General features: G+C 51.5%; 17 protein-coding genes. 12 read left to right on the top strand and 5 right to left on the bottom strand.

Features of this window, described 5'->3' with window-relative positions; translation table 11 throughout:
* Positions 1-6: 6 nt before the first annotated feature.
* Entirely contained in the window at positions 7-2,250 is a 2,244-nt protein-coding gene (locus DG177_RS02585) for an ATP-binding protein (protein WP_337658453.1), read from the bottom strand.
* A 326-nt stretch (positions 2,251-2,576) separates the two neighbouring features.
* Here DG177_RS02585 and DG177_RS02580 point away from each other — a divergent pair, with 326 nt between their 5' ends.
* Entirely contained in the window at positions 2,577-2,933 is a 357-nt protein-coding gene (locus DG177_RS02580; protein ID WP_108810064.1) for a hypothetical protein, read from the top strand.
* 36 nt (positions 2,934-2,969) lie between these two features.
* Here the strand turns inward: DG177_RS02580 and DG177_RS02575 are convergent, their stop codons facing one another.
* The 4 genes from DG177_RS02575 to lepB all read right to left on the bottom strand — a co-directional run bounded on the left by DG177_RS02575 (position 2,970) and on the right by lepB (position 6,274).
* Positions 2,970-3,644 (bottom strand): PilZ domain-containing protein, encoded by a 675-nt coding sequence (locus tag DG177_RS02575; protein ID WP_108810063.1) that lies wholly within the window; start codon positions 3,642-3,644, stop codon positions 2,970-2,972.
* Between the two features lie 272 nt (positions 3,645-3,916).
* The gene (gene era, locus DG177_RS02570) at positions 3,917-4,810 is read right to left on the bottom strand and encodes a GTPase Era (RefSeq protein ID WP_108810062.1); all 894 of its coding nucleotides are present in this window, start codon (positions 4,808-4,810) and stop codon (positions 3,917-3,919) included.
* Positions 4,807-5,475, bottom strand: coding sequence for a ribonuclease III (rnc, locus tag DG177_RS02565; RefSeq protein ID WP_337658452.1), 669 nt, complete (start codon positions 5,473-5,475; stop codon positions 4,807-4,809). Before rnc ends, era begins: the two co-directional genes overlap by 4 nt.
* The gene (lepB, locus tag DG177_RS02560; RefSeq protein WP_108810061.1) at positions 5,468-6,274 is read right to left on the bottom strand and encodes a signal peptidase I; all 807 of its coding nucleotides are present in this window, start codon (positions 6,272-6,274) and stop codon (positions 5,468-5,470) included. Before lepB ends, rnc begins: the two co-directional genes overlap by 8 nt.
* Positions 6,275-6,429: 155 nt before the next feature.
* Between lepB and pgi the strand changes: the two genes are divergently transcribed.
* The 11 genes from pgi to DG177_RS02500 all read left to right on the top strand — a co-directional run bounded on the left by pgi (position 6,430) and on the right by DG177_RS02500 (position 20,563).
* Positions 6,430-7,923, top strand: a complete 1,494-nt coding sequence (gene pgi / locus DG177_RS02555; protein ID WP_337658451.1) for a glucose-6-phosphate isomerase — start codon at positions 6,430-6,432, stop codon at positions 7,921-7,923.
* Positions 7,924-7,941: 18 nt separating this feature from the next.
* A complete protein-coding gene (gene gorA, locus DG177_RS02550; RefSeq protein ID WP_108810059.1) occupies positions 7,942-9,288 on the top strand; it encodes a glutathione-disulfide reductase in 1,347 nt (448 codons plus the stop codon).
* A 138-nt stretch (positions 9,289-9,426) separates the two neighbouring features.
* The gene (locus tag DG177_RS02545; RefSeq protein ID WP_108810058.1) at positions 9,427-10,953 is read left to right on the top strand and encodes a carboxyl transferase domain-containing protein; all 1,527 of its coding nucleotides are present in this window, start codon (positions 9,427-9,429) and stop codon (positions 10,951-10,953) included.
* Between the two features lie 32 nt (positions 10,954-10,985).
* Entirely contained in the window at positions 10,986-11,276 is a 291-nt protein-coding gene (locus DG177_RS02540; protein ID WP_337658450.1) for a hypothetical protein, read from the top strand.
* Positions 11,277-11,290: 14 nt separating this feature from the next.
* Positions 11,291-12,235 carry a DUF808 family protein gene (locus tag DG177_RS02535; RefSeq protein WP_108810056.1) on the top strand — a complete coding sequence of 315 codons (945 nt, stop codon included), beginning with the start codon at positions 11,291-11,293 and terminating at the stop codon, positions 12,233-12,235.
* Positions 12,236-12,511: 276 nt separating this feature from the next.
* On the top strand, positions 12,512-12,946 hold the full coding sequence (gene mce / locus DG177_RS02525) for a methylmalonyl-CoA epimerase (RefSeq protein WP_108810054.1): 435 nt from the start codon (positions 12,512-12,514) through the stop codon (positions 12,944-12,946).
* A gap of 26 nt (positions 12,947-12,972) precedes the next feature.
* Positions 12,973-13,758 carry an enoyl-CoA hydratase-related protein gene (locus DG177_RS02520; protein WP_108810053.1) on the top strand — a complete coding sequence of 262 codons (786 nt, stop codon included), beginning with the start codon at positions 12,973-12,975 and terminating at the stop codon, positions 13,756-13,758.
* Positions 13,758-15,896 (top strand): methylmalonyl-CoA mutase, encoded by a 2,139-nt coding sequence (gene scpA, locus DG177_RS02515; protein WP_108810052.1) that lies wholly within the window; start codon positions 13,758-13,760, stop codon positions 15,894-15,896. Before DG177_RS02520 ends, scpA begins: the two co-directional genes overlap by 1 nt.
* Positions 15,893-16,927 carry a biotin synthase BioB gene (gene bioB / locus DG177_RS02510; RefSeq protein WP_108810051.1) on the top strand — a complete coding sequence of 345 codons (1,035 nt, stop codon included), beginning with the start codon at positions 15,893-15,895 and terminating at the stop codon, positions 16,925-16,927. The genes scpA and bioB overlap by 4 nt, the downstream gene beginning before the upstream one ends.
* 2 nt (positions 16,928-16,929) lie before the next feature.
* Positions 16,930-18,900 carry an acetyl-CoA carboxylase biotin carboxylase subunit gene (locus tag DG177_RS02505; RefSeq protein WP_108810050.1) on the top strand — a complete coding sequence of 657 codons (1,971 nt, stop codon included), beginning with the start codon at positions 16,930-16,932 and terminating at the stop codon, positions 18,898-18,900.
* Between the two features lie 25 nt (positions 18,901-18,925).
* Complete coding sequence (locus DG177_RS02500; RefSeq protein WP_108810049.1) at positions 18,926-20,563, top strand: MFS transporter; 1,638 nt, start codon at positions 18,926-18,928, stop codon at positions 20,561-20,563.
* Positions 20,564-20,579 lie beyond the last annotated feature (16 nt).

The raw sequence follows: 20,579 nt of genomic DNA, 5'->3' as shown, positions 1-20,579 counted from the left end.
CCTCCTTCAATCCCTCCGTCGATCGGCCATCTGGCTTGATCGACGGAGGGCAGATATTGTTCGTTGTTCAATATTTTCAATCGGCAAAAGCACAGCGCTGTCGCCTAATAATTCAGTTTGTCGGATTGATTCCAGTTTTTCCAAAAGAGAATAGGCACCAAAACCGTTGCAAATACCCCGAAGCGCATGGTGGGCCGCACTTACACCTTCCTGATCTTTAGCGACCCAGGAGCGTTGAAATTTATCGCACCATTTCCCGATGTCCGCACCAACCGCTTCAATCAGCAACTCCCGTCGATCTATAGGAACGGCAGTTAGTTGTTCTCGGAACTTTTCAGTGTCGATATATTCGGGATTGGATAAATCGGGAACTGAGCCATCCAGATGATCATCGGTCACCGAGCCTTTGGTTCCACATATTTGTTCCAATGCGTAGGTTAATCCGGAGATATTTATGGGCTTAGCGATCACGCCATCCATACCGGAGGCCAATATCGCTGCCCTCTCTTCATCGGCCGCAAAAGCGGTAACCCCAAAGATGGGAATCATGTTGTGCTTTTGGTTTGCGCGAACCTGTTTCGTAGCCTCCATTCCATTGGTTGGCATCCAGACGTCCATGAATATTCCATCAAAGGCTTCTGCGTCCAAAGCATCAATCACCTTTGATCCATCATTGACTACTATCGCTTCACAACCGAGATTCTCCAACAAAGAGACCAGCACGATTTGATTGGCTTCTACGTCTTCGGCAACAAGCAGTTTTGGCGCTCTATCATCGATATTGAATTCGGTGATATTCGGTTTTTGCAATCGATCCTCAGCAGTTTGCGACCCATCTCCAATGGTAACTGGCAGTTTTATCCAAAACTTACTGCCTTTACCAATCTCGCTCTCAACCCCGATTTCCCCATCCATGGCTTTTGCAATGCGCTTGCAAATGGACAAACCCAAACCGGTGCCCTCTATCAAATCACTATCAACATTGCCGCGATCAAAATCATCAAAGAGTCGCGTTTGGATGTCCTTCGAAATACCAGAGCCAGTATCCGAGACGACAAATTCGACGCTAGGTCCTGTTGGGTCGGTGAAGGTTTTGGCAGCAATATGGATATTCCCATCGCTAGAATATTTAATCGCATTACTGACAAAATTGTCGATCACCTGTCTAACTCGCGTGCGATCTGTGATTAGAAAATCGTTAGATTGCGGAGATATTTCCGTCGAAACTATCAGGCTTTTCTTGGCCGCCAATGGGCGCCAAGTTTCCGCGGCCTGCTCCACCAGTTGTGGCAAGTGAAACTCACTCAGATCCAATTCAAGTTTCCAACCGTCCGTCCGCGCAATTTCGATTATATCTGCCAAAAGGAACAGGAGCTGATCACTACTTTGGTGCGCTAGCTCGACTTTCTTTGCCTGATCGGCATCTAAATCCGAGATGCTGAGCAACTCCAATGTTGCCAATATTGCATTTAACGGCGTACGAATATCATGGCTCATCATCGCCAAAAATCGGGATTTTGACTTATCTGCAGCAACAGCATTAGCACGGGCATCATCCAGCTCCGCACTCATCATTTCCATCTCGATTACCCGCTGTTCCAATTGCTCACTTTTCTTTTTCTCATCAGTCCGGGCATTGCGGAGATCTTCACTAACTTTTTCGAGCTGTTTGGCTCGCCGTTCACTCAATTTGAGCATAAGCTGTTCTTGTCGTTCGGCTTGGCGTTCTTCGGTTATATCGCGAACTGCTCCGTAACCATAGAAGCCAGCACCCTTAGCGGATAGGTTCTGCGTGACCGCCCATCGCAACCACCGTGTCTTGCCATCGTGATCGAGAAACCGGAAATCACCGACGACCTGCTTGTCAACAAGCTCGCCCTTTTCAGCGGAAAGCAACATTTGTATCGCTTCGTCCCGATCTAGCGGGTGAACCATTTTGGCAAATTGATCGAAACTTGTGACCGTTGTTTTGGAACCGACTACGTCTGCAAAATTTTCGGACCCAGTAAACCGTTGACTTTCGTCGCCATGGAAGGTGGCGACCTTTGCTAAAGTTTGAGCACTGATGAGGGATAGAGTCTGCCGGTTAACTTGTTCAAGCAACTGCGCTTCTTTTTGCTGCAACAACTGTTGGGCGGCGGCCAGGGATCGACTCTTGGTATGAAGAAGTTGTTCCGCTTCTTCTCTCGCCGCTTCGCTTCTTGCCAGCCTACGTTCCAACAGCTTTTCGCGGTCGGATTTGGCATTCAAGGGCGATCTGTCAGATCTTCTAGCCATATCTTATAATATCAGTAATTGATTTGAAAAAGATGAACCAGAATATTCGATATAAATGATGTCTGATTTCTCGACAAAGAAGTTGCTAGGCAGTATTCTCTTAGTTTTAAATGGGGGTGTTGAATAACACAAAGTAGGTCCCATCCGTAGTCCCAGTGAAAGAAGTTCGAGAATCTCAGGCTTGAGTATTATATGCGCCAGACGAGTGTTATCTGAGTATTAGCGAATATATGTCTTCTTTGATCTTTGGAGGTTTATGCTATACGCATAAAAATCAATTTACTTGGGGGACTCACAAGATGACCAAATTTTCAGCACTGTCAAAAGGCTTCGTAAGCAAAGCAGTTGCATTGATTGTCATAGGCGCGTTTTCCTCCACAGTGGGAGCGACACAATTGAATGTCGTCAAACAAGTGGATGCGGTAAATGGAGCCAACAACTCTGCTGTACCCGAGAAAATTACAGACAAACGTCATCCGGACTATGTGCGATGTCGCTCTGAAGCCATTGTTGGCAGCCTCGCGCGGAAGCGCAAGGTTTGCATGACTAACAAGCAATGGGTCGAAGCCCGAAAAAGAGGCAACCGACTCGCCGACAATATGATCAGCGCAATTCAGGTTATGAGTGGTGGTGGCAGTTTTACCGACGGAAAGTAGGACGAGAGCTATTGCTCCCCAATGACTAGTCTGTGACTAGTCCGGTCCAACGCTGTTTTCGGAAGCATGTTTCATATTCTTGGTATAAAAATTGGCTAGCCAGTCTGTTATCTGCGGAACAGATACTCTTTTGTGAAATTTGATGCCGATCTCGGACCCCTTCTGCCAGCGGACCGTGCCTGTTATATCGCCCAGGTCCGGCACCACTAAAGTCAGCTGGTTGCCGATCTCGCAAACATGATCAGCATTTATACGAATTCCTGAAGGGGAGATATCGCAGATCTCCGCCTTTACCAATGTCGATCCGATTCTGAAAACGATTGCTTGCCGCATGTGTACGCGCGGCAGTCGGGAGAGATGATATTTGTTGTGGACCCGCAGACTGGCGAGCAGCTCATTGACGTTGATCTCATTTTTGAATTGCATGCCGACGAGGGTATCTTTGCGCCAGCGGATTGATGCCGTAAGCGCGACGTCGTCGGTGAGGGCGACCGTTGCGGTTTCATCCATTTCAAAGCTCGGATGAATCTCGATCATCACACCACTGCCGGAGATATTCTTTATGAAACCCCACCCTTCTGCAGCACCGGATGCGATTTTGGCCAGTCGGAATACGGTTAGCTGCCGCTCCTTTTTGCGTCGCTCCTGAACGATTTGAGTGTTGCTGCTATGAAAGGCCTCAACCTTAGCTGCTTGAACATTACCGACCATTTATTTCACCTTGTCCCAGAGAGGATAAAAAGAGTGGTTCATTTATTGTGCGAAGGCAGCCGCGAGCATTGCTATGATCGTGGGCGTAAAACACTTTGTTTATAACGGTCGGTTGTTCCTGATCTTAAGGGATTATCGCAACTTAGGTGCGCAGAGGGTCAGGACGCGCATGGAAGAGCGCTTAAACACATCGACGAGCGAGGGCGTTTTGGTACGCGTTTAGCGGTGTAAATACATACGCCGATAACTGCGCTTATTATGAACGCCGTCGGTTACTTGACCCAGTCTAGGCCCATATCCTGATAGAGGCTCTTGTCCTCGTCCCAGTTCGCACTGACCTTGACGTGGAGATAGAGGTGGACGGTCTTGCCTAATATCTCTGATAGTTCGGCTCGGGCCTTGGCGCCGATTTCCTTGATCTGGTGACCGCCTTTGCCAAGAATGATGGCGCGCTGGGTCGGCTTTTCGACAAGGATTTGCTGGTGGATCTCCAGTGACCCGTCAGGTCGTTCCTTATATTGTTCCATCGCAATCGCGGTTGCGTAGGGCAACTCTGCGTGGAGCTGGCGGAAAACCTGTTCGCGCGTGATTTCTGCGGCCAATAGCCGTTCGCTGGCGTCCGACACCTGATCTTCGGGAAAATGCCAGGGGCCTTCCGGCATGCCGTCGACCAGATAGGCCTTGAGTTCGTCCAGCCCGTCTCCGGTCTTTGCGCTGACAAAGAAAGTTTCCTTGAACCCGCACAGATCATTGAGTTTCATGACATGAGTCAGCAATTTGTCTTTTGCTGCAATGTCGACCTTGTTCATCACCAGGATCAGTTTTTCCGGACGGTGCTTTATACGCTCCACAATCGCAGTGACTTTAGGGCCAAGGCCTGCCCGTGAGTCCACAAGTAATATGATGATATCGGCGTCTTCCGCGCCATCCCACGCCGCAGAAACCATGGCGCGGTCCAGTCGCCGGCGCGGTTCGAAAATGCCCGGGGTATCGACGAGCAGCAGTTGCGCCTCCTCCTCAATCGCGATGCCCAGCAGCCGTGTGCGCGTTGTTTGCGGTTTGGAACTGGTAATCGCGACTTTTTGACCGACCAACGCATTGATCAGGGTTGATTTCCCCGCATTGGGCGCGCCGATCAACGCCACTACACCGCATTTTTGGGTCATGTATGTTTTTCCAGAAAGAGTTTTGCCGCCTCGGTCTCTGCGGTTTGTTTGGAGGTCGCAGAGGCTTCGACTGCGCCAACTTTGTTGACGCTGACCTTGACCGTGAAGCGCAGGTCATGATGCGGCCCAGATTTCTCGATAAGCTCGTAAACCGGCATTTTGCGGTTATGCGCTGCGGCCCATTCCTGCAGCGCGGATTTGGGGTGGCGGATATCCTTTGCCATGCCCGATATCCGGTCACCCCAATATTTGAGAACAAACTGTTTTGCCGCATCGGACCCGTGATCAAGATAGAGCGCACCAATCAACGATTCCATGACATCACCCAGCACTTTGTTGCTCTGGCGCGCACCGTCATCACGTGCCTGCTTGCCGAGCAACAGATGATCGGAAAAACCGATCTCGCTGGCTATTTCGCCACAGACTTTACCTGAGACAAGTCCGTTCAGGCGCTGCGACAACTTGCCTTCGGGTTCATTGGGAAATTGATGGTAAAGCTGTGTGGCAATGGTCACGCCCAAGACCCGATCGCCGAGAAACTCGAGCCGTTGATAATCATCATCGCCAAAACTGCCATGGGTAACGGCGCGGATGTAGAGTCTTTCATCCCGAGGGACTTTCCCGGTCAGGGTGGTGATCCAGTCCAGAAATTCCGGGTTAATCAAAATTCTCTCCAATTCGGTTCCAGCGCGCCGCAGTGAACCAGGTCCATGGCTTGATCCATTCTGCAGATCCGTCGGTCGAGAATACCGATACCAGCGCCCGTCCGACAAGGTTTTCCTGCGGAACCATTCCGATCGCTTGACCTTCAACGGCAGGGAACCGGCTATCGGCGCTGCGGTCACGATTGTCGCCCATCAGGAACATATGGCCATCCGGCACGACAAAGCTCTCGGTATTATCGCCTATGGATGCCTCATTTACGTCCAGTATTTTGTAGCTTCTCCCGTTGGGCAGGGTCTCTTCATATTGTGGATAGCGGCAAATCCGTTCGCCATCTGCATTGGTTGTTTCAAAATAGGTTTCATAGCAAGCGCTATTCGGCGACACCAGATGGACATAATCCTCAATTTTTTTGCGTTCGGCCTCGATGCCGTTGATCGAAACAACACCGTTAGTGACCTGAATAATATCGCCGGACAAACCGATAACCCGCTTGATATAATCGTCCGAACCGCTCGGCGGTGCCTTGAATACAACAACATCACCCGGTTCCGGCTTGTTGGGCAATATGCGTCCAGGGATGACCGGAACGCTGAATGGCATGCTGTATTTTGAATAGCCATAGGGCCATTTTGCGACCAGCAGATAGTCACCAACCATAAGGCGCGGTTGCATGGATTCCGATGGGATGTTGAATGGGGAGACGATAAAACTGCGCAAAATAATGACGAATATCGCCAATTTTACGAGGAATACCATGAAATCAGCGGTTTCTGAGCGTTCTGCAGTTTTATCTTTCATCGCGCCCCTTTGCTTATATTGAAGCGTGCGGTCAAGAGACAGTATTTATCGACAATCGTCGCTGATTGGGCCTTGTTCACAAGATAGACGCGAGATAGAGCTATCGTCGAAAATAGGGCATATAGATCGTTGAAATTAACAAGAAAGAACCTGCTTTGGATCACTGGACCGCGATAGAAAATCATCCCGCATCGACCCTGAAGGCGCTCTTCGATGCAGATACCAACCGTGTTACACAATGGAGCTTTGAGCAATCCGGTATCTATTTTGATTTTTCAAAAACGCACATGGACGGTACTTTACTGGATAGTTTTCAGAAGCTGGCTGCGGACCAGGGGCTATCAGAACAGATTGAAGCTCTTACCTGTGGCGCGATGGTCAATATCAGTGAGGGCCGTGCGGCAGAGCATACCGCAGAACGTGGAATTGGTGCGGAAACCAGTGTCGAAAATGCGCGTTTGCTGAAAAGACGGATGCAAGGTCTGGTCGAAGCCATCGACGCGGGTGCGCTTGGTAATATTGAGCATATCATTCATCTTGGCATTGGTGGATCCGCATTGGGCCCGAAATTGCTGCTCGAAGCGCTGAAAATCGGCGATGAGAAATATGAAACGGCAGTCATTTCAAATATCGATGGCTGTGCACTGGAGCCAGTGCTTGAGCGTTTTGATGCACATAAAACCCTGCTGGTTATAGCGTCGAAAAGCTTCACGACAGCTGAAACCTTCCTCAACGCCGGGTCGGTAACGGACTGGATGATGGAACAGGGGGTCTCTGATCCGTTTGGTAAAATTATCGCTCTGACAGCCATGCCGGAAAAGGCGGTCGAATGGGGCATTGATGAAAGTCGTATTTTGCCATTTTCAGAGACGGTAGGCGGGCGCTATTCGCTCTGGTCCTCGATCGGGTTTAGCGTTGCGCTGACACTAGGGTTTGAAGTTTTTGAGGATATGTTGGCAGGCGCGGCAGAAATGGATGCGCATTTTAAACAAGCGCCGTTTGAGCAGAATATTCCGGTCATTGCCGCATTTTGTGACCAATATTATTGTCAGGTCCGGAAATGCGAAACTCGTGCCGTATTTGCTTATGATGAGCGATTGAAATTATTGCCCGACTATCTTCAGCAACTGGAAATGGAAAGTAATGGTAAATCCGTCATGGCGGACGGCAAAACACTCGACCGCCACAGTAGCCCGATTACATGGGGCGGTGTCGGCACGGATGCGCAGCATGCTGTATTCCAATTGCTTCATCAGGGCACCCATCTGGTACCGGTAGAATTTCTGGCGGTGATTGAGCCCGGTCATTCGCTGGCCGCGGAGCATCATCAAGGGTTGTTGCTCAACTGCTTCGGGCAAGGCGCAGCACTGATGGCTGGCAAGTCATCCGATGACAGCAATCGCAATTATCCGGGCGACAGACCATCAACAACCGTCTTGCTGAATGATCTCGATGGACGGACATTGGGTGCGCTTATCGCCTTTTATGAGCATCGCACCTTTGCAAATGCCGTTCTGTTAGGCATTAATCCGTTTGACCAATTCGGTGTCGAGCTGGGCAAGGAAATGGCCAATGCGCTTTTGGCAGGGGGCGGTAACCAAATGGACAGTTCGACCGAAACACTAAAAAACCGGGCATTTCCTGCCTGAGTTATCAAGGAATATATAATGTCCGAATATGATTATGACCTGTTTGTTATTGGCGCGGGATCAGGCGGAACCCGAGCAGCGCGAGTATCAGCTTCTTACGGCGCAAAGGTTGCTGTAGCTGAAGAATATAGGGTAGGCGGTACCTGCGTCATTCGTGGCTGTGTTCCGAAAAAAATGCTGGTTTATGGCTCCCATTTTTCGGAAGATCTGGAAGATGGTAAAAACTTTGGCTGGACCTGGGAAAATGCCAAGTTCGACTGGACAAAATTACGCGATCATATTCTTTCAGATGTTGATCGCCTGAACTCGGCCTACACCCAAACGCTGAACAACCATGATGTCGAAATTATTCTGGAACGTGCCGAGATTGTCGGCCCGCATGAGGTGAAGCTTGCAAGCGGCAAGACCGTGACCGCGAAATACATATTGGTCGCAGTGGGTGCATGGCCTGATGTCGCAGAGTTTCCAGGCAGCGAGCATATGCTGACATCCAATGAAATGTTCCACCTGGAGAAACTGCCTGAGACCGTGATCATCTCGGGCGGTGGCTATATCGCCAATGAGTTTGCCGGAATATTCAACGGACTGGGTAGTGAAGTTTTCGTCGTGAACCGCTCCGATGTCATTTTGCGCGGTTATGACGAAAGTTTGCGCGACCGGTTACTGCAGATTGCGATGACCAAAGGCATAAATTACAAGTTTAACTGCACGTTTGACAAGATCGAGAAGCGGGAAGACGGCGCGCTTGATGTCTATATGGATGGCAAGCCAGCCATGCGCGCTGATGTCGTATTGGCGGCTACCGGTCGTCGGCCCAAAATCGACGGACTGGGTCTCGAAAATGCCGGCGTAGAAACCAACGAAAAAGGTGCAATTAAAGTCGATGAGTATAGCCGCACGAATGTTGAAAGCATCTACGCTGTCGGTGACGTAACTGATCGCGTCCAGTTAACACCGGTCGCCATTCGCGAAGGACAGGCTTTCGCTGAAACTGTGTTTAACGATACGCCCAAGACCGTCGATTATAGCTGCATTCCATCTGCGGTATTTTCTCAACCGCCAATTGCTTCCGTCGGTCTGACCGAGGGCGAAGCCCGTACCCAATATGGCAATGTCAAAGTCTATTCTTCTGACTTCCGGGCGATGCGTAATGCCTTCGCCGACCGGCCAGAACGCAGCCTTTATAAAATGATTGTTGAGGCGACGAGCGAGAAAATTCTTGGTTTGCACATGATCGGTCCCGATGCGCCGGAAATTCTTCAGGCGGCGGCAGTCGCGGTCAAAGCGGGCTTAACCAAGCAGGCCTTCGATGACACGGTTGCCTTGCATCCGAGTATGTCGGAGGAACTGGTATTGTTGAAATAGCTTGACGTTACGGCAAACGACCTTTTTCGAGAAACTTAACTGATCGATTAATTTTTATTGACGATTGCATAATCCTCCGTGCATTGGCTAGGGACGTTTCCATAGTCAAAATACTTATCCAATCACATTGGGGGATCCATGCAGACGATTATCGAGCAACTCGAAGCCAAGCGTGCGGAGGCTCATCTCGGCGGTGGCCAGAAGCGGATTGATTCCCAGCATGCCAAGGGCAAGCTGACCGCACGCGAACGGATCGAAGTGCTGCTTGATGAGGACTCGTTTGAAGAGATAGATACCTATGTCGAGCATAATTGCGTCGATTTCGGTATGGAAGAAACGAAAATACCGGGTGATGGCGTGGTTACTGGATCCGGCACAATCAACGGCCGTCTCGTTTTCGTCTTCAGCCAGGATTTCACGGTCTTCGGTGGCTCACTGTCTGAACGCCATGCGGAGAAAATTTGCAAGGTTCTGGAAAATGCGATGAAAGTCGGGGCCCCGGTTATCGGCATCAACGATAGCGGTGGCGCGCGTATTCAGGAAGGCGTGGCGTCTCTGGGCGGCTATGCTGATGTGTTTCAGCGCAATGTTCTGGCGAGCGGCGTCATTCCGCAACTCAGCTTGATCATGGGGCCTTGTGCGGGTGGTGCGGTCTACTCACCGGCAATGACGGACTTCATCTTCATGGTAAAAGACAGCAGCTACATGTTCGTGACCGGGCCTGATGTCGTGAAGACCGTAACCAACGAAATTGTGACTCAGGAAGAACTGGGTGGGGCCGTGACCCACACAACCAAGACCAGCGTTGCTGACGTTGCTTATGAGAATGATATCGAAGCGCTGCTCGCGGCGCGCGATTTCATCGATTACATGCCGCTCAGCAATCGAGAAGAAGTGCCAGAGCGCCCGACTGCTGACCCGTGGGACCGGCTCGAGGACAGCCTCGACACTCTAATCCCCGCCAATGCCAACCAGCCTTATGATATGCATGAGGTTATTCAAAAAATGGTCGACGAGGGCGAGTTTTTCGAGATCCAGCCAGCACATGCAGCCAATATCATATGCGGCTTTGGCCGTATCGAAGGCCAGACGGTTGGCGTGGTTGCCAATCAGCCGATGGTTCTCGCCGGCTGTCTCGACATCAACGCATCAAAGAAAGCCGGACGTTTTGTCCGCTATTGCGATGCGTTTAATATTCCGATTGTGACCTTGGTAGATGTTCCCGGCTTCCTGCCTGGCACATCGCAAGAGCATAATGGTATTATCAAGCATGGCGCAAAACTGCTCTTTGCTTATGCCGAAGCAACCGTACCGAAGATCACCATCATCACACGCAAAGCCTATGGCGGTGCCTATGACGTGATGGCATCCAAGCATTTGCGCGGCGATTTGAACTATGCCTGGCCCACTGCGGAAATCGCAGTCATGGGCGCGAAAGGGGCGGTTGAGATTATCTTCCGCGGCAAAACCGAAGAGGAAATTGCCGAGAAGACCAAGGAATATGAAGACCGCTTCGCTAACCCGTTTATCGCCGCGCAAAAAGGCTTTGTCGATGAAGTGATCATGCCGCATTCGACGCGCCGCCGCGTGGCGCTGGGGTTACGGAAGCTACGCAACAAGGAGCTGGAAAACCCTTGGAAGAAGCATGACAATATTCCGTTGTGAGGGTTTCTTAGATGCTTCGATGGATACCATGGGTGCCATTTAATATGCCAGCAAAGGCCTCGCCGCTACGGCAAGCATTTGCAAAGCATAACTACAACGACAGGCGAGAGTGGTTAAAGAGCTATGTGGAAGACAGTCTGGAAGTGAAACAAGAGGTGTTCGGCGAGTTAATCAGCGCGGGTTTTCGGCATGAACAAGTTCGCGATGGTACTGATATGTTCTATTGGAGAGGGCGACCTGCTGGACGACTATTTCAGGAAGTGATGATTGTCGCCATCAATGGAAATAACGTTGAAACAAATTGTGGCGCGATTGCGCCATAGTGATGGGGAATTAAATGCCAACTGGATTAGTAGCCCTTCTCGACGACGTTGCAGCCATTGCCAAAGTTGCTGCCGCATCTGTTGATGACATAAGTGCAGCGGCAGCGCGGGCAGGGGCCAAGTCCGCTGGCGTGGTCATTGATGACGCCGCTGTAACCCCGCAATATGTGACGGGTTTCAGTCCATCACGCGAACTTCCGATGATCTGGAAAATCGCCAAGGGGTCGATCAAGAACAAGCTGTTGTTCCTTTTACCGGCAGCGGTTCTTCTCGGTCAATTTGCTCCGTTTCTTATTCCAATCATCCTGATCCTTGGTGGCCTTTTTCTTTGTTACGAGGCGGCTGAGAAGGTGCTTGAATGGCTTCATGTTGATGAGACGACCAAGCATGACAAGCCCGCCATTATCGAAGGCCATGGCCGCGAGGATGAAATGGTTTCCGGCGCGATCCGAACGGATTTCATCCTGTCTGCCGAGATTATGGCCATTGCCCTGTCCGAAATAACCAATGAAGTCTGGTGGCAACAAGGGATCATACTGGCACTGATCGGCATCGTGATAACTGTTGGGGTCTATGGCGTTGTCGCCCTGATCGTGAAAATGGACGATGTGGGGCTACATCTCGCGACCGAAAATGACGGTTTCGTAGCTTCCTTCGGACGCGGTTTGGTGGCGTTCATGCCCAAATTGCTAGCCACCATTTCGGTCATCGGAACACTGGCCATGGCATGGGTTGGCGGTGGCTTGCTGGTGCATAATATCGCCGCCGTGGGTTGGCATGGGCCTGAGCATCTTATCGCGATAATCTCTCATCCGCTGGTCGGTCTGTTTCCGGAATCGTCACAGCTATTTGCCAGCGGGATAAGCTTTGCGATATTGTCGGGCATATTGGGTGTCGCAATCGGAGCGGTAATCGCCCCGCTGGTGCACAAACTCTTTCCGCATGGAGAGGCGCATTGAAGTGGATTTGAGTGATATTTCTACATTGGTATTTCAAGTGGTTCTTTTTCTCGGATTTGGGGCATGGGCTATGGGTTATTGCTTTCGGAAAGCGATCACAGGCCTCCGAACGGGGGAATATTCTCTGAAAGATGAGAACAACGAAGTTTATTTCGTAACTAGGCTCAACCATGCCGTTGAATTTTGGGTCTATGTGTTCTCTGGATTATTTATGGGTATGCTAGGTTTGATATCAATTTTGTTCGGAACAGCGTTCCTAGCGTCGGAGGTAATATAATGAAACTTGGTCGCCTCAACCATATTGGCGTCGTCACACCGTCCATCCCCGAAAGCATCACCCATTGGCGTGATGTCATGGGCGCAACGAAAATTCATGATCCATTTGATCTGCCAGCCCAAGGCGTGAAGGTCTGTTTTGTCGATACGCCTGCAGATGGACCGACCAATGGCACGCAGATCGAGCTGATCGAACCACTTGGTGATGACAGTCCTATCCATGGTTTCCTTGCCAAGAATCCTTTGGGCGGCCAGCATCATATCTGTTTCGAGGTCCCGGATATCTATGCCGCCAAGGCCGAATTCGAAGCTATGGGCAAGCGCGTATTGGGCGAACCACGCATCGGCGCACATGGAACACTTATCTTTTTTGTGCATCCCAAGGATATGGGCGGGATGCTAACCGAGATCATGGAAACACCAAAGGATCATTGATCCGCCGAAATTCAGAGGGACAGAATATGGAATTTGAGAATATTAGACTGGAAATTGCCGATCGGGTGGCAACAATCACACTGAACCAGCCTTCGCGGCTGAATGCATGTTCGCTGGATATGGCAGATGATATCTATCTGGCACTCGATAAGCTTGAAGATGCGCGAGCTGTGGTTATCACCGGTGAAGGGCGTGCTTTTTGTGCGGGAGCAGATTTGCAAGCCAAGGGCGGCGATAGCGCCTTGTCTGGCGGGCAGGGTTCTTATGCGGCGCTTAACAAACATTATAACCCGCTCATGCTGAAGCTCGCAAAGCTTGATATCCCTACTATCACTGCCGTCAACGGTCCGGCAGCAGGCGTTGGTTGCTCGATCGCATTGGCGAGTGACTTTGCCATTGCTGGCAAATCCGCCTATTTTTTACAGGCGTTCGTCAATATCGGCCTAGTGCCCGATGGCGGTGCAAGCTGGATGCTCACGCGCCTTGTAGGCAAAGCAAGGGCGACCGAAATGATGATGCTTGGCGAAAAAATCCCTGGCGAAAAAGCCGCAGATTGGGGATTGGTCTATAAATGTGTAGACGATGACGCTTTGATGGATGAAGCTCAGACGCTGGCCAAACGGCTTGCAGGCGGACCAACAGTGGCCTTAGGTGTCATGCGTCAAAATCTGGCCGCAGCGTTAGAAAGCGACTATTCTTCGGCCCTACTGAAAGAAGCAGAAGGCCAACGCCGCGCCGGTGACAGTAAGGATGCACGTGAAGGTGCAATTGCCTTTCTGCAGAAACGGAAAGCCGAATTTAAGGGCGAATAATGACCGATAAACCGATGATTGAAGACTGGAGCGCGCTCGCTGACAAAGAAGTCAAAGGGCGTGATCTGACGTGGGAAACGCCAGAAGGCATTGCTGTTAAGCCTCTATATACAGCAAAAGACGCGGGCGATCCTGGCCTTCCCGGCTTCGGTCCGTTTACCCGCGGCGTCAAGGCCAGCATGTATGCCGGGCGGCCATGGACCATTCGCCAATATGCGGGTTTCTCAACGGCAGAGGAATCCAACGCTTTCTATCGTCGCAATCTGGCGGCAGGCCAGAAAGGTCTGTCTGTGGCCTTCGATCTCGCCACTCATCGCGGTTATGACAGCGACCATCCGAGAGTGGTCGGTGATGTCGGTAAGGCTGGCGTTGCGATTGATAGCATCGAGGACATGAAAATCCTGTTCGATGGTATCCCGCTGGATACCATGTCGGTTTCGATGACCATGAATGGCGCGGTTATTCCGTGTCTGGCCTTTTATATCGTCGCCGCAGAAGAGCAGGGCGTCTCTCAGGACAAGCTTGCAGGCACGATCCAGAATGACATTCTCAAAGAATTCATGGTGCGTAACACCTATATCTATCCGCCTGCGCCATCGATGCGGATCATTTCGGACATCATCGCCTACACGTCCGAACATATGCCGAAGTTTAACAGCATTTCTATCAGCGGCTATCATATGCATGAAGCCGGCGCGACCGCCGTGCAGGAATTGGCTTTCACCATCGCCGATGGCCGTGAATATGCAAAACAGGCCATGGCAACTGGTCTAGACATCGATGCTTTTGCAGGCCGCCTGAGTTTCTTTTTCGGCATCGGGATGAACTTCTTCATGGAAGTCGCCAAATTGCGGGCAGCCCGGACCTTGTGGCACCGCGTGATGACGGATCTGGGTGCACAATCGGAACGCTCCAAAATGCTGCGGACTCATTGCCAGACGTCCGGAGTTTCGTTGACCGAGCAAGATCCTTACAACAACGTGATCCGGACGACCATCGAGGCCATGGCTGCAACATTGGGCGGAACGCAGTCGCTACACACCAATGCACTTGATGAAGCCATTGCGCTCCCCACCGATTTCTCTGCTCGTATCGCCCGCAACACGCAGATTGTTTTGCAGGAAGAAGCAGGCATCACCAAAGTCGTCGATCCGTTGGGCGGCAGCTATTATATCGAAGCTCTCACGGAAGAACTTGTCGAAAAGGCTTGGGAGATTATCGAACGGGTTGAAAGTGAAGGCGGCATGGCCAAAGCGGTTGCTGACGGTTGGCCCAAGGGCATGATCGAGGAAGCCGCTGCCGGAAGACAGGCGCGGGTCGATAAGGGCGATGATGTTATTGTCGGCGTGAACAAATATGTTCTGGAAGACGAAGACCAGCTTGAAACGCTCGATATCGACAATGCCAAAGTACGACAGGGCCAAATCAATCGGCTCGATAAAATGCGCAAAGAGCGGGATGAAGATGCCTGCCAAGCTGCTCTGAAAGCCATTACAGATGGCGCCAAGGCAGACGGCAACATGCTTGCTCTTGCCGTTGATGCTGCACGCAAACGCGCTTCTCTGGGCGAAATATCGGATGCCATGGAGTCCGCTTTTGGCCGCTACGCAACCAAACCGACACCGGTAAAAGGCATTTACGGCGCTGCCTATGAGGGCGATCCGCAATTTGCTCTGGTGGTCGACGGGGTGGATGCGGTGTCACAGCGCCTCGGTCGCAAGCCAAAGATACTGGTCGCGAAAATGGGGCAGGATGGCCATGATCGCGGCGCGAATGTCGTGTCCAGCGCCTTTACCGATATGGGGTTCGATGTCATTTCCGGTCCGCTTTTCCAGACACCGAGTGAAACTCGAGACCTCGCTTTGTCTGAAAATGTCGATGCTGTGGGCGCGTCTAGTCTGGCCGCAGGTCACAAGACGCTCATCCCTGAACTGGTGCAGATGCTGCGTGATTCCGGGCGCAGTGATATCAAGGTTTTTGCCGGCGGTGTTATCCCACCGCAGGACTATGAATTTCTCCGGAAATCGGGTGTTGTCGGAATCTATGGACCGGGCAGCAATATTGTGGAATGTGCCGCAGACATATTGCGCCTGCTAGGCCACAACATGCCACCCGAAACCGAGGAAGCCGCTGAATGAACGCCCCCGAGACTAAATCCCCCGAAGACGAAGATAATATAAGACAAGACTGGTCGCGCGAAGAAATTGCCGATCTGTTTAATCTTCCTTTTGATGAGTTGCTGTTTCAAGCAGCTACGGTGCACCGGCAGCATCACACACCAGGACAGGTGCAGCTTTCCACATTGCTGTCAATCAAGACAGGTGGCTGCCCGGAAGATTGCGGCTATTGTAACCAGTCTGCCCATGCTGAAAGCGGATTGAAAGCTGAGAAGCTGCTTGATGTTCGCTCGGTTCTGCAAACAGCCGCGCAAGCGAAAGATCGCGGTTCATCGCGTTTTTGCATGGGTGCAGCATGGCGCAACCCCAAAGACCGTGACATGTCGGCGATTATCGAAATGGTCAAAGGCGTACGGCAAATGGGGATGGAAACCTGCATGACGCTTGGTATGCTAACGAAGAAGCAGTCCGATATGCTCGCCGATGCTGGACTCGATTATTATAATCACAATATCGACACGTCACCCGAACATTATGAAAAGGTGATCACGACGCGGACTTTTGATGATCGGCTAGAAACGCTCGAAAATGTGCGCACCAGCGGGATTAATGTTTGCTCCGGCGGTATTGTCGGCATGGGGGAGACCCGTGAAGACCGTGTCGGCTTTGTGCACGCACTAGCGACATTACCGAAGCATCCTGAAAGTGTTCCGGTCAACGCGCTGGTTCCGGTAAAGGGTACAGTGCTTGGCGATATGCTGGCCGATACCCCGCTAGCGAAAATTGATGATATTGAATTTGTCCGCACAATAGCGGTCGCACGGATTACAATGCCTGCGTCGATGGTGCGCCTATCCGCTGGTCGGGAATCCATGTCGGAAAGTACGCAGGCGTTGTGTTTTGCAGCAGGAGCGAACAGCATCTTCACCGGTGACAAATTACTAACCACTGGCAATGCAGGCGATGACAAGGATCAGGCAATGTTCGAGAAATTGGGACTGGTGCCCATGGAAGCAGAGCAGCGAGACAATCAATTAGAGGCAGCTGAATAAATATGTTCAAAAAAATTCTGATCGCCAATCGTGGCGAAATTGCTTGCCGGGTTATCCGCACGGCCCAGAAAATGGGTATCAAGACGGTTGCTGTTTATTCTGATGCCGATGCGCGAGCGCCGCATGTGCAGATGGCGGATGAAGCTGTTCACATCGGACCTTCGCCAGCTGCAGAATCTTACCTGATCGCGGACAAGATTATCGCTGCCTGCAAGGAAACCGGTGCAGAAGCAGTGCATCCCGGCTATGGTTTTTTGTCTGAACGGACGAGTTTTCCTGAGCAATTGGCGGAGAATGACATTGCCTTCATCGGACCGCCGCCCAATGCGATTGCAGCCATGGGCGATAAAATCGAGTCCAAAAAACTTGCCGAGAAGGCAGGGGTTAGCGTTGTTCCGGGGCATATCGGTGAAATTGATGACACCGAACATGCGGTCGAGATCGCGGGCGGCATTGGCTATCCGGTGATGATGAAGGCCAGTGCTGGCGGCGGCGGCAAGGGCATGCGCCTCGCTTGGTCTGAAAAGGATGTGCGCGAGGGCTTTGAAGCGACCAAGCGTGAAGGCCTTGCAAGCTTTGGTGATGACCGTGTTTTTATCGAGAAGTTTATCGAACAACCACGCCATATCGAAATTCAGGTGCTCGGCGACAAGCATGGCAATGTTATCTATCTCGGCGAGCGCGAATGTTCTATCCAACGGCGCCATCAGAAAGTTGTCGAAGAAGCACCATCGCCCTTTGTTGATCCCGAGATGCGCAAGAAAATGGGTGAACAGGCGGTCGCCTTGTCTCAGGCAGTGGATTATCACAGTGCCGGTACGGTCGAACTCATCGTCGGCGCCGACAAGAGCTTCTACTTCCTCGAGATGAATACTCGGCTGCAGGTCGAGCATCCGGTTACCGAATATATTACAGGCCTTGATCTGGTCGAACAGATGATTCGTGTTGCCTATGGCGAGAAGCTGCCGCTAACACAGGATGATGTGACGCTGACCGGTTGGTCAGTTGAAAACCGGGTCTATGCCGAGGATCCCTATCGCAACTTCCTACCGTCCACTGGACGTCTGGTAAAATATAATCCGCCGGAAGCCGAGGAAGGCATTCGCGTCGATGACGGTGTTGCAGAGGGTGGGGAAGTGTCCATCTTCTATGACCCGATGATTGCCAAGCTGATTACTTATGGCGAGACGCGTATCGAAGCAATTGATCGCCAGATTGATGCCTTGAACCGTTTCGAGATTAACGGGCCGGGCCATAATATCGATTTTCTCTCGGCGCTGATGCAGCATGAGCGGTTTCGCGAAGGCAGTATCACTACCAATTTCATTGCCGAGGAATATCCAGACGGATTCCAGGGTGCACCGGCGACTGACGATTTGCTGCGTAGTCTGGCTGCGATTGCCGCTTTTGCAGCCACTGCTCACGCGGATCGCGCACGCCGTATCGACAATCAATTGGGCCAGCGACTGCAACCGCCATCCGAATGGGAAGTGAAAATTGGTGACAGCGTTCAGCAGGTTTCCGTGTCCGAAGAAGGTATTCTGGTCGATGAGCAGGATGTGGACCTATCTACCGCTTATACGCCGGGCGACAGCCTGATCCTTGCCAATATTGGTGAAGAACCTTTGTCGGTAAAAATTGCAAAAACGGCCAATGGCTTTGCACTCAACACGCATGGCGCAACGCACAAGGTGCAGGTTTTGCCCGCACATATCGCACAACATGCCGTGCATATGATTGAAAAGGTCCCGCCTGATCTTTCCAAATATCTACTGTGCCCGATGCCGGGACTTCTTGTGGCGCTGCACGTCAAAGTGGGCGACAAGGTCGAAGAAGGCCAGCCACTAGCGGTAGTTGAAGCGATGAAAATGGAGAATATCCTGCGCGCAGAGAAAAATGCGGTCGTGAAATCGGTTGAGGCGGAACAAGGGGATAGCCTTGCCGTCGATGCAGTGATACTCGAACTGGAATAATCAAAACACCTTGGGGAGGGCGAATATGGCCAGTGAGGCAGCCGTTGCAATGCAGCGCGAACCAACTGACAAGGAAATCAAACTTGTTATCGGCGCTTCATCCGCCGGGACCATCTTCGAATGGTATGATTTCTTTATCTACGGAACCTTGTTCTACATCATTGGCCCGACTTTTTTTCCGAGCGGCAATGAAACACTTGAAATCCTATTGGTTTGGGCAACTTTTGCAATCGGCTTCGGCTTCAGGCCCGTAGGCGCCGTCTTGTTTGGTTTTCTGGGTGATCGATTGGGGCGCAAATATACGTTTCTGGTCACAGTCACTCTCATGGGGATAGCGACTGCTGGGGTTGGTCTAATACCCAGTGCCGAAACCATCGGACTGGCCGCGCCCGCGATCGTTATTTTCCTGCGAGTTCTTCAGGGACTGGCACTTGGCGGCGAATATGGCGGTGCAGCCATTTATGTTGCCGAACATGCTCCAACGGAGAAACGGGGCTATTATACCAGCTATATTCAGGCCAGCGTCGCTGGCGGCTTCGTGTTGTCTATTGGTGTGGTACTGGCTTGCCGCTTCCTGATTCCAACAGAGGAATTCAACAATTGGGGCTGGCGTATACCGTTCCTTCTCTCAATCATCTTGCTTGGCATTTCGCTTTGGATGCGGCTGAAGTTGAATGAAAGTCCAGTTTTTCAGGCGATGAAGGCCGAGGGTAAAACATCGAAAAACCCGTTCACCGAAAGTTTTTCCTATCCCGGCAATAAGAAACGGATTTTCGTCGCGCTGTTCGGGATAACGGGCATATTGACGACGATCTGGTACACCGCTTTTTTCTCGGGCATGTCCTTTCTGCGCGGCCCCATGAATGTCGATGACCTCACGGTTGATCTCATCCTGTTTTTCGCTGGTCTGATTGCCATGTCTTTCTATCTGATGGTTGGCAAATGGTCAGATCGGGTGGGGCGTAAGAAACCAATCATCGTCGGTGCACTTTTGTCGTTGCTGCTTCTTTTCCCATCCTTCTGGGGCTTGGGGCAACTCGCTAATCCAGGACTGTCGGCGGCATCAGAAGCCACTCCGGTTCGTGTGGAAGGCACGGCTTGCAGCACCGATCCCTTTGCCGAACTATTCAGTCGTGAGCAAAGCGATTGCGGCAAGATACTGGAGACCCTGACGGCCTCCGGTGTCGCCTATACGGTGACGGATGCATCTGAGTTGAAGCTCTTTGCAGGCAGCGAGGAAATCGCAGTCGACACCGCGTGGTTCGGTGATGGAGCGGCGCGCCGGGACGGTATTCGCAGCGCACTCAGTGCATCAGGCTTTGATTTCGAGGAGCAGCAGCTCGGAGCCATGCGGATATTGGGTATTGTGGCAATATTGCTTATTCTGGGTGCACTTAGCGCCTTGACCTACGGCTCGGTCGCGGCACTGTTGTCAGAAATGTTCCCGCCAAAAATACGCTATAGTTCTATGTCGATACCTTATCATATCGGCGCGGGATATCTTGGTGGATTCCTACCCTTGATCGCGGGTTATATCGTTGCACGGACGGGAGATGTCTATTCTGGGCTCTGGTACACATGGGTGGTTGTTGCCTTTGGCGTTATCGTGGCATGGTGGGGCATACCGATTGATCCCGAAGCGGCACTCGACGAAGCGGATTAAACTGACTATCGCCCCA

This window comes from Sphingorhabdus sp. Alg231-15, from assembly GCF_900149705.1.
Lineage (GTDB): Bacteria > Pseudomonadota > Alphaproteobacteria > Sphingomonadales > Sphingomonadaceae > Parasphingorhabdus.
This window is presented reverse-complemented; position numbering and strand designations above follow the sequence as displayed.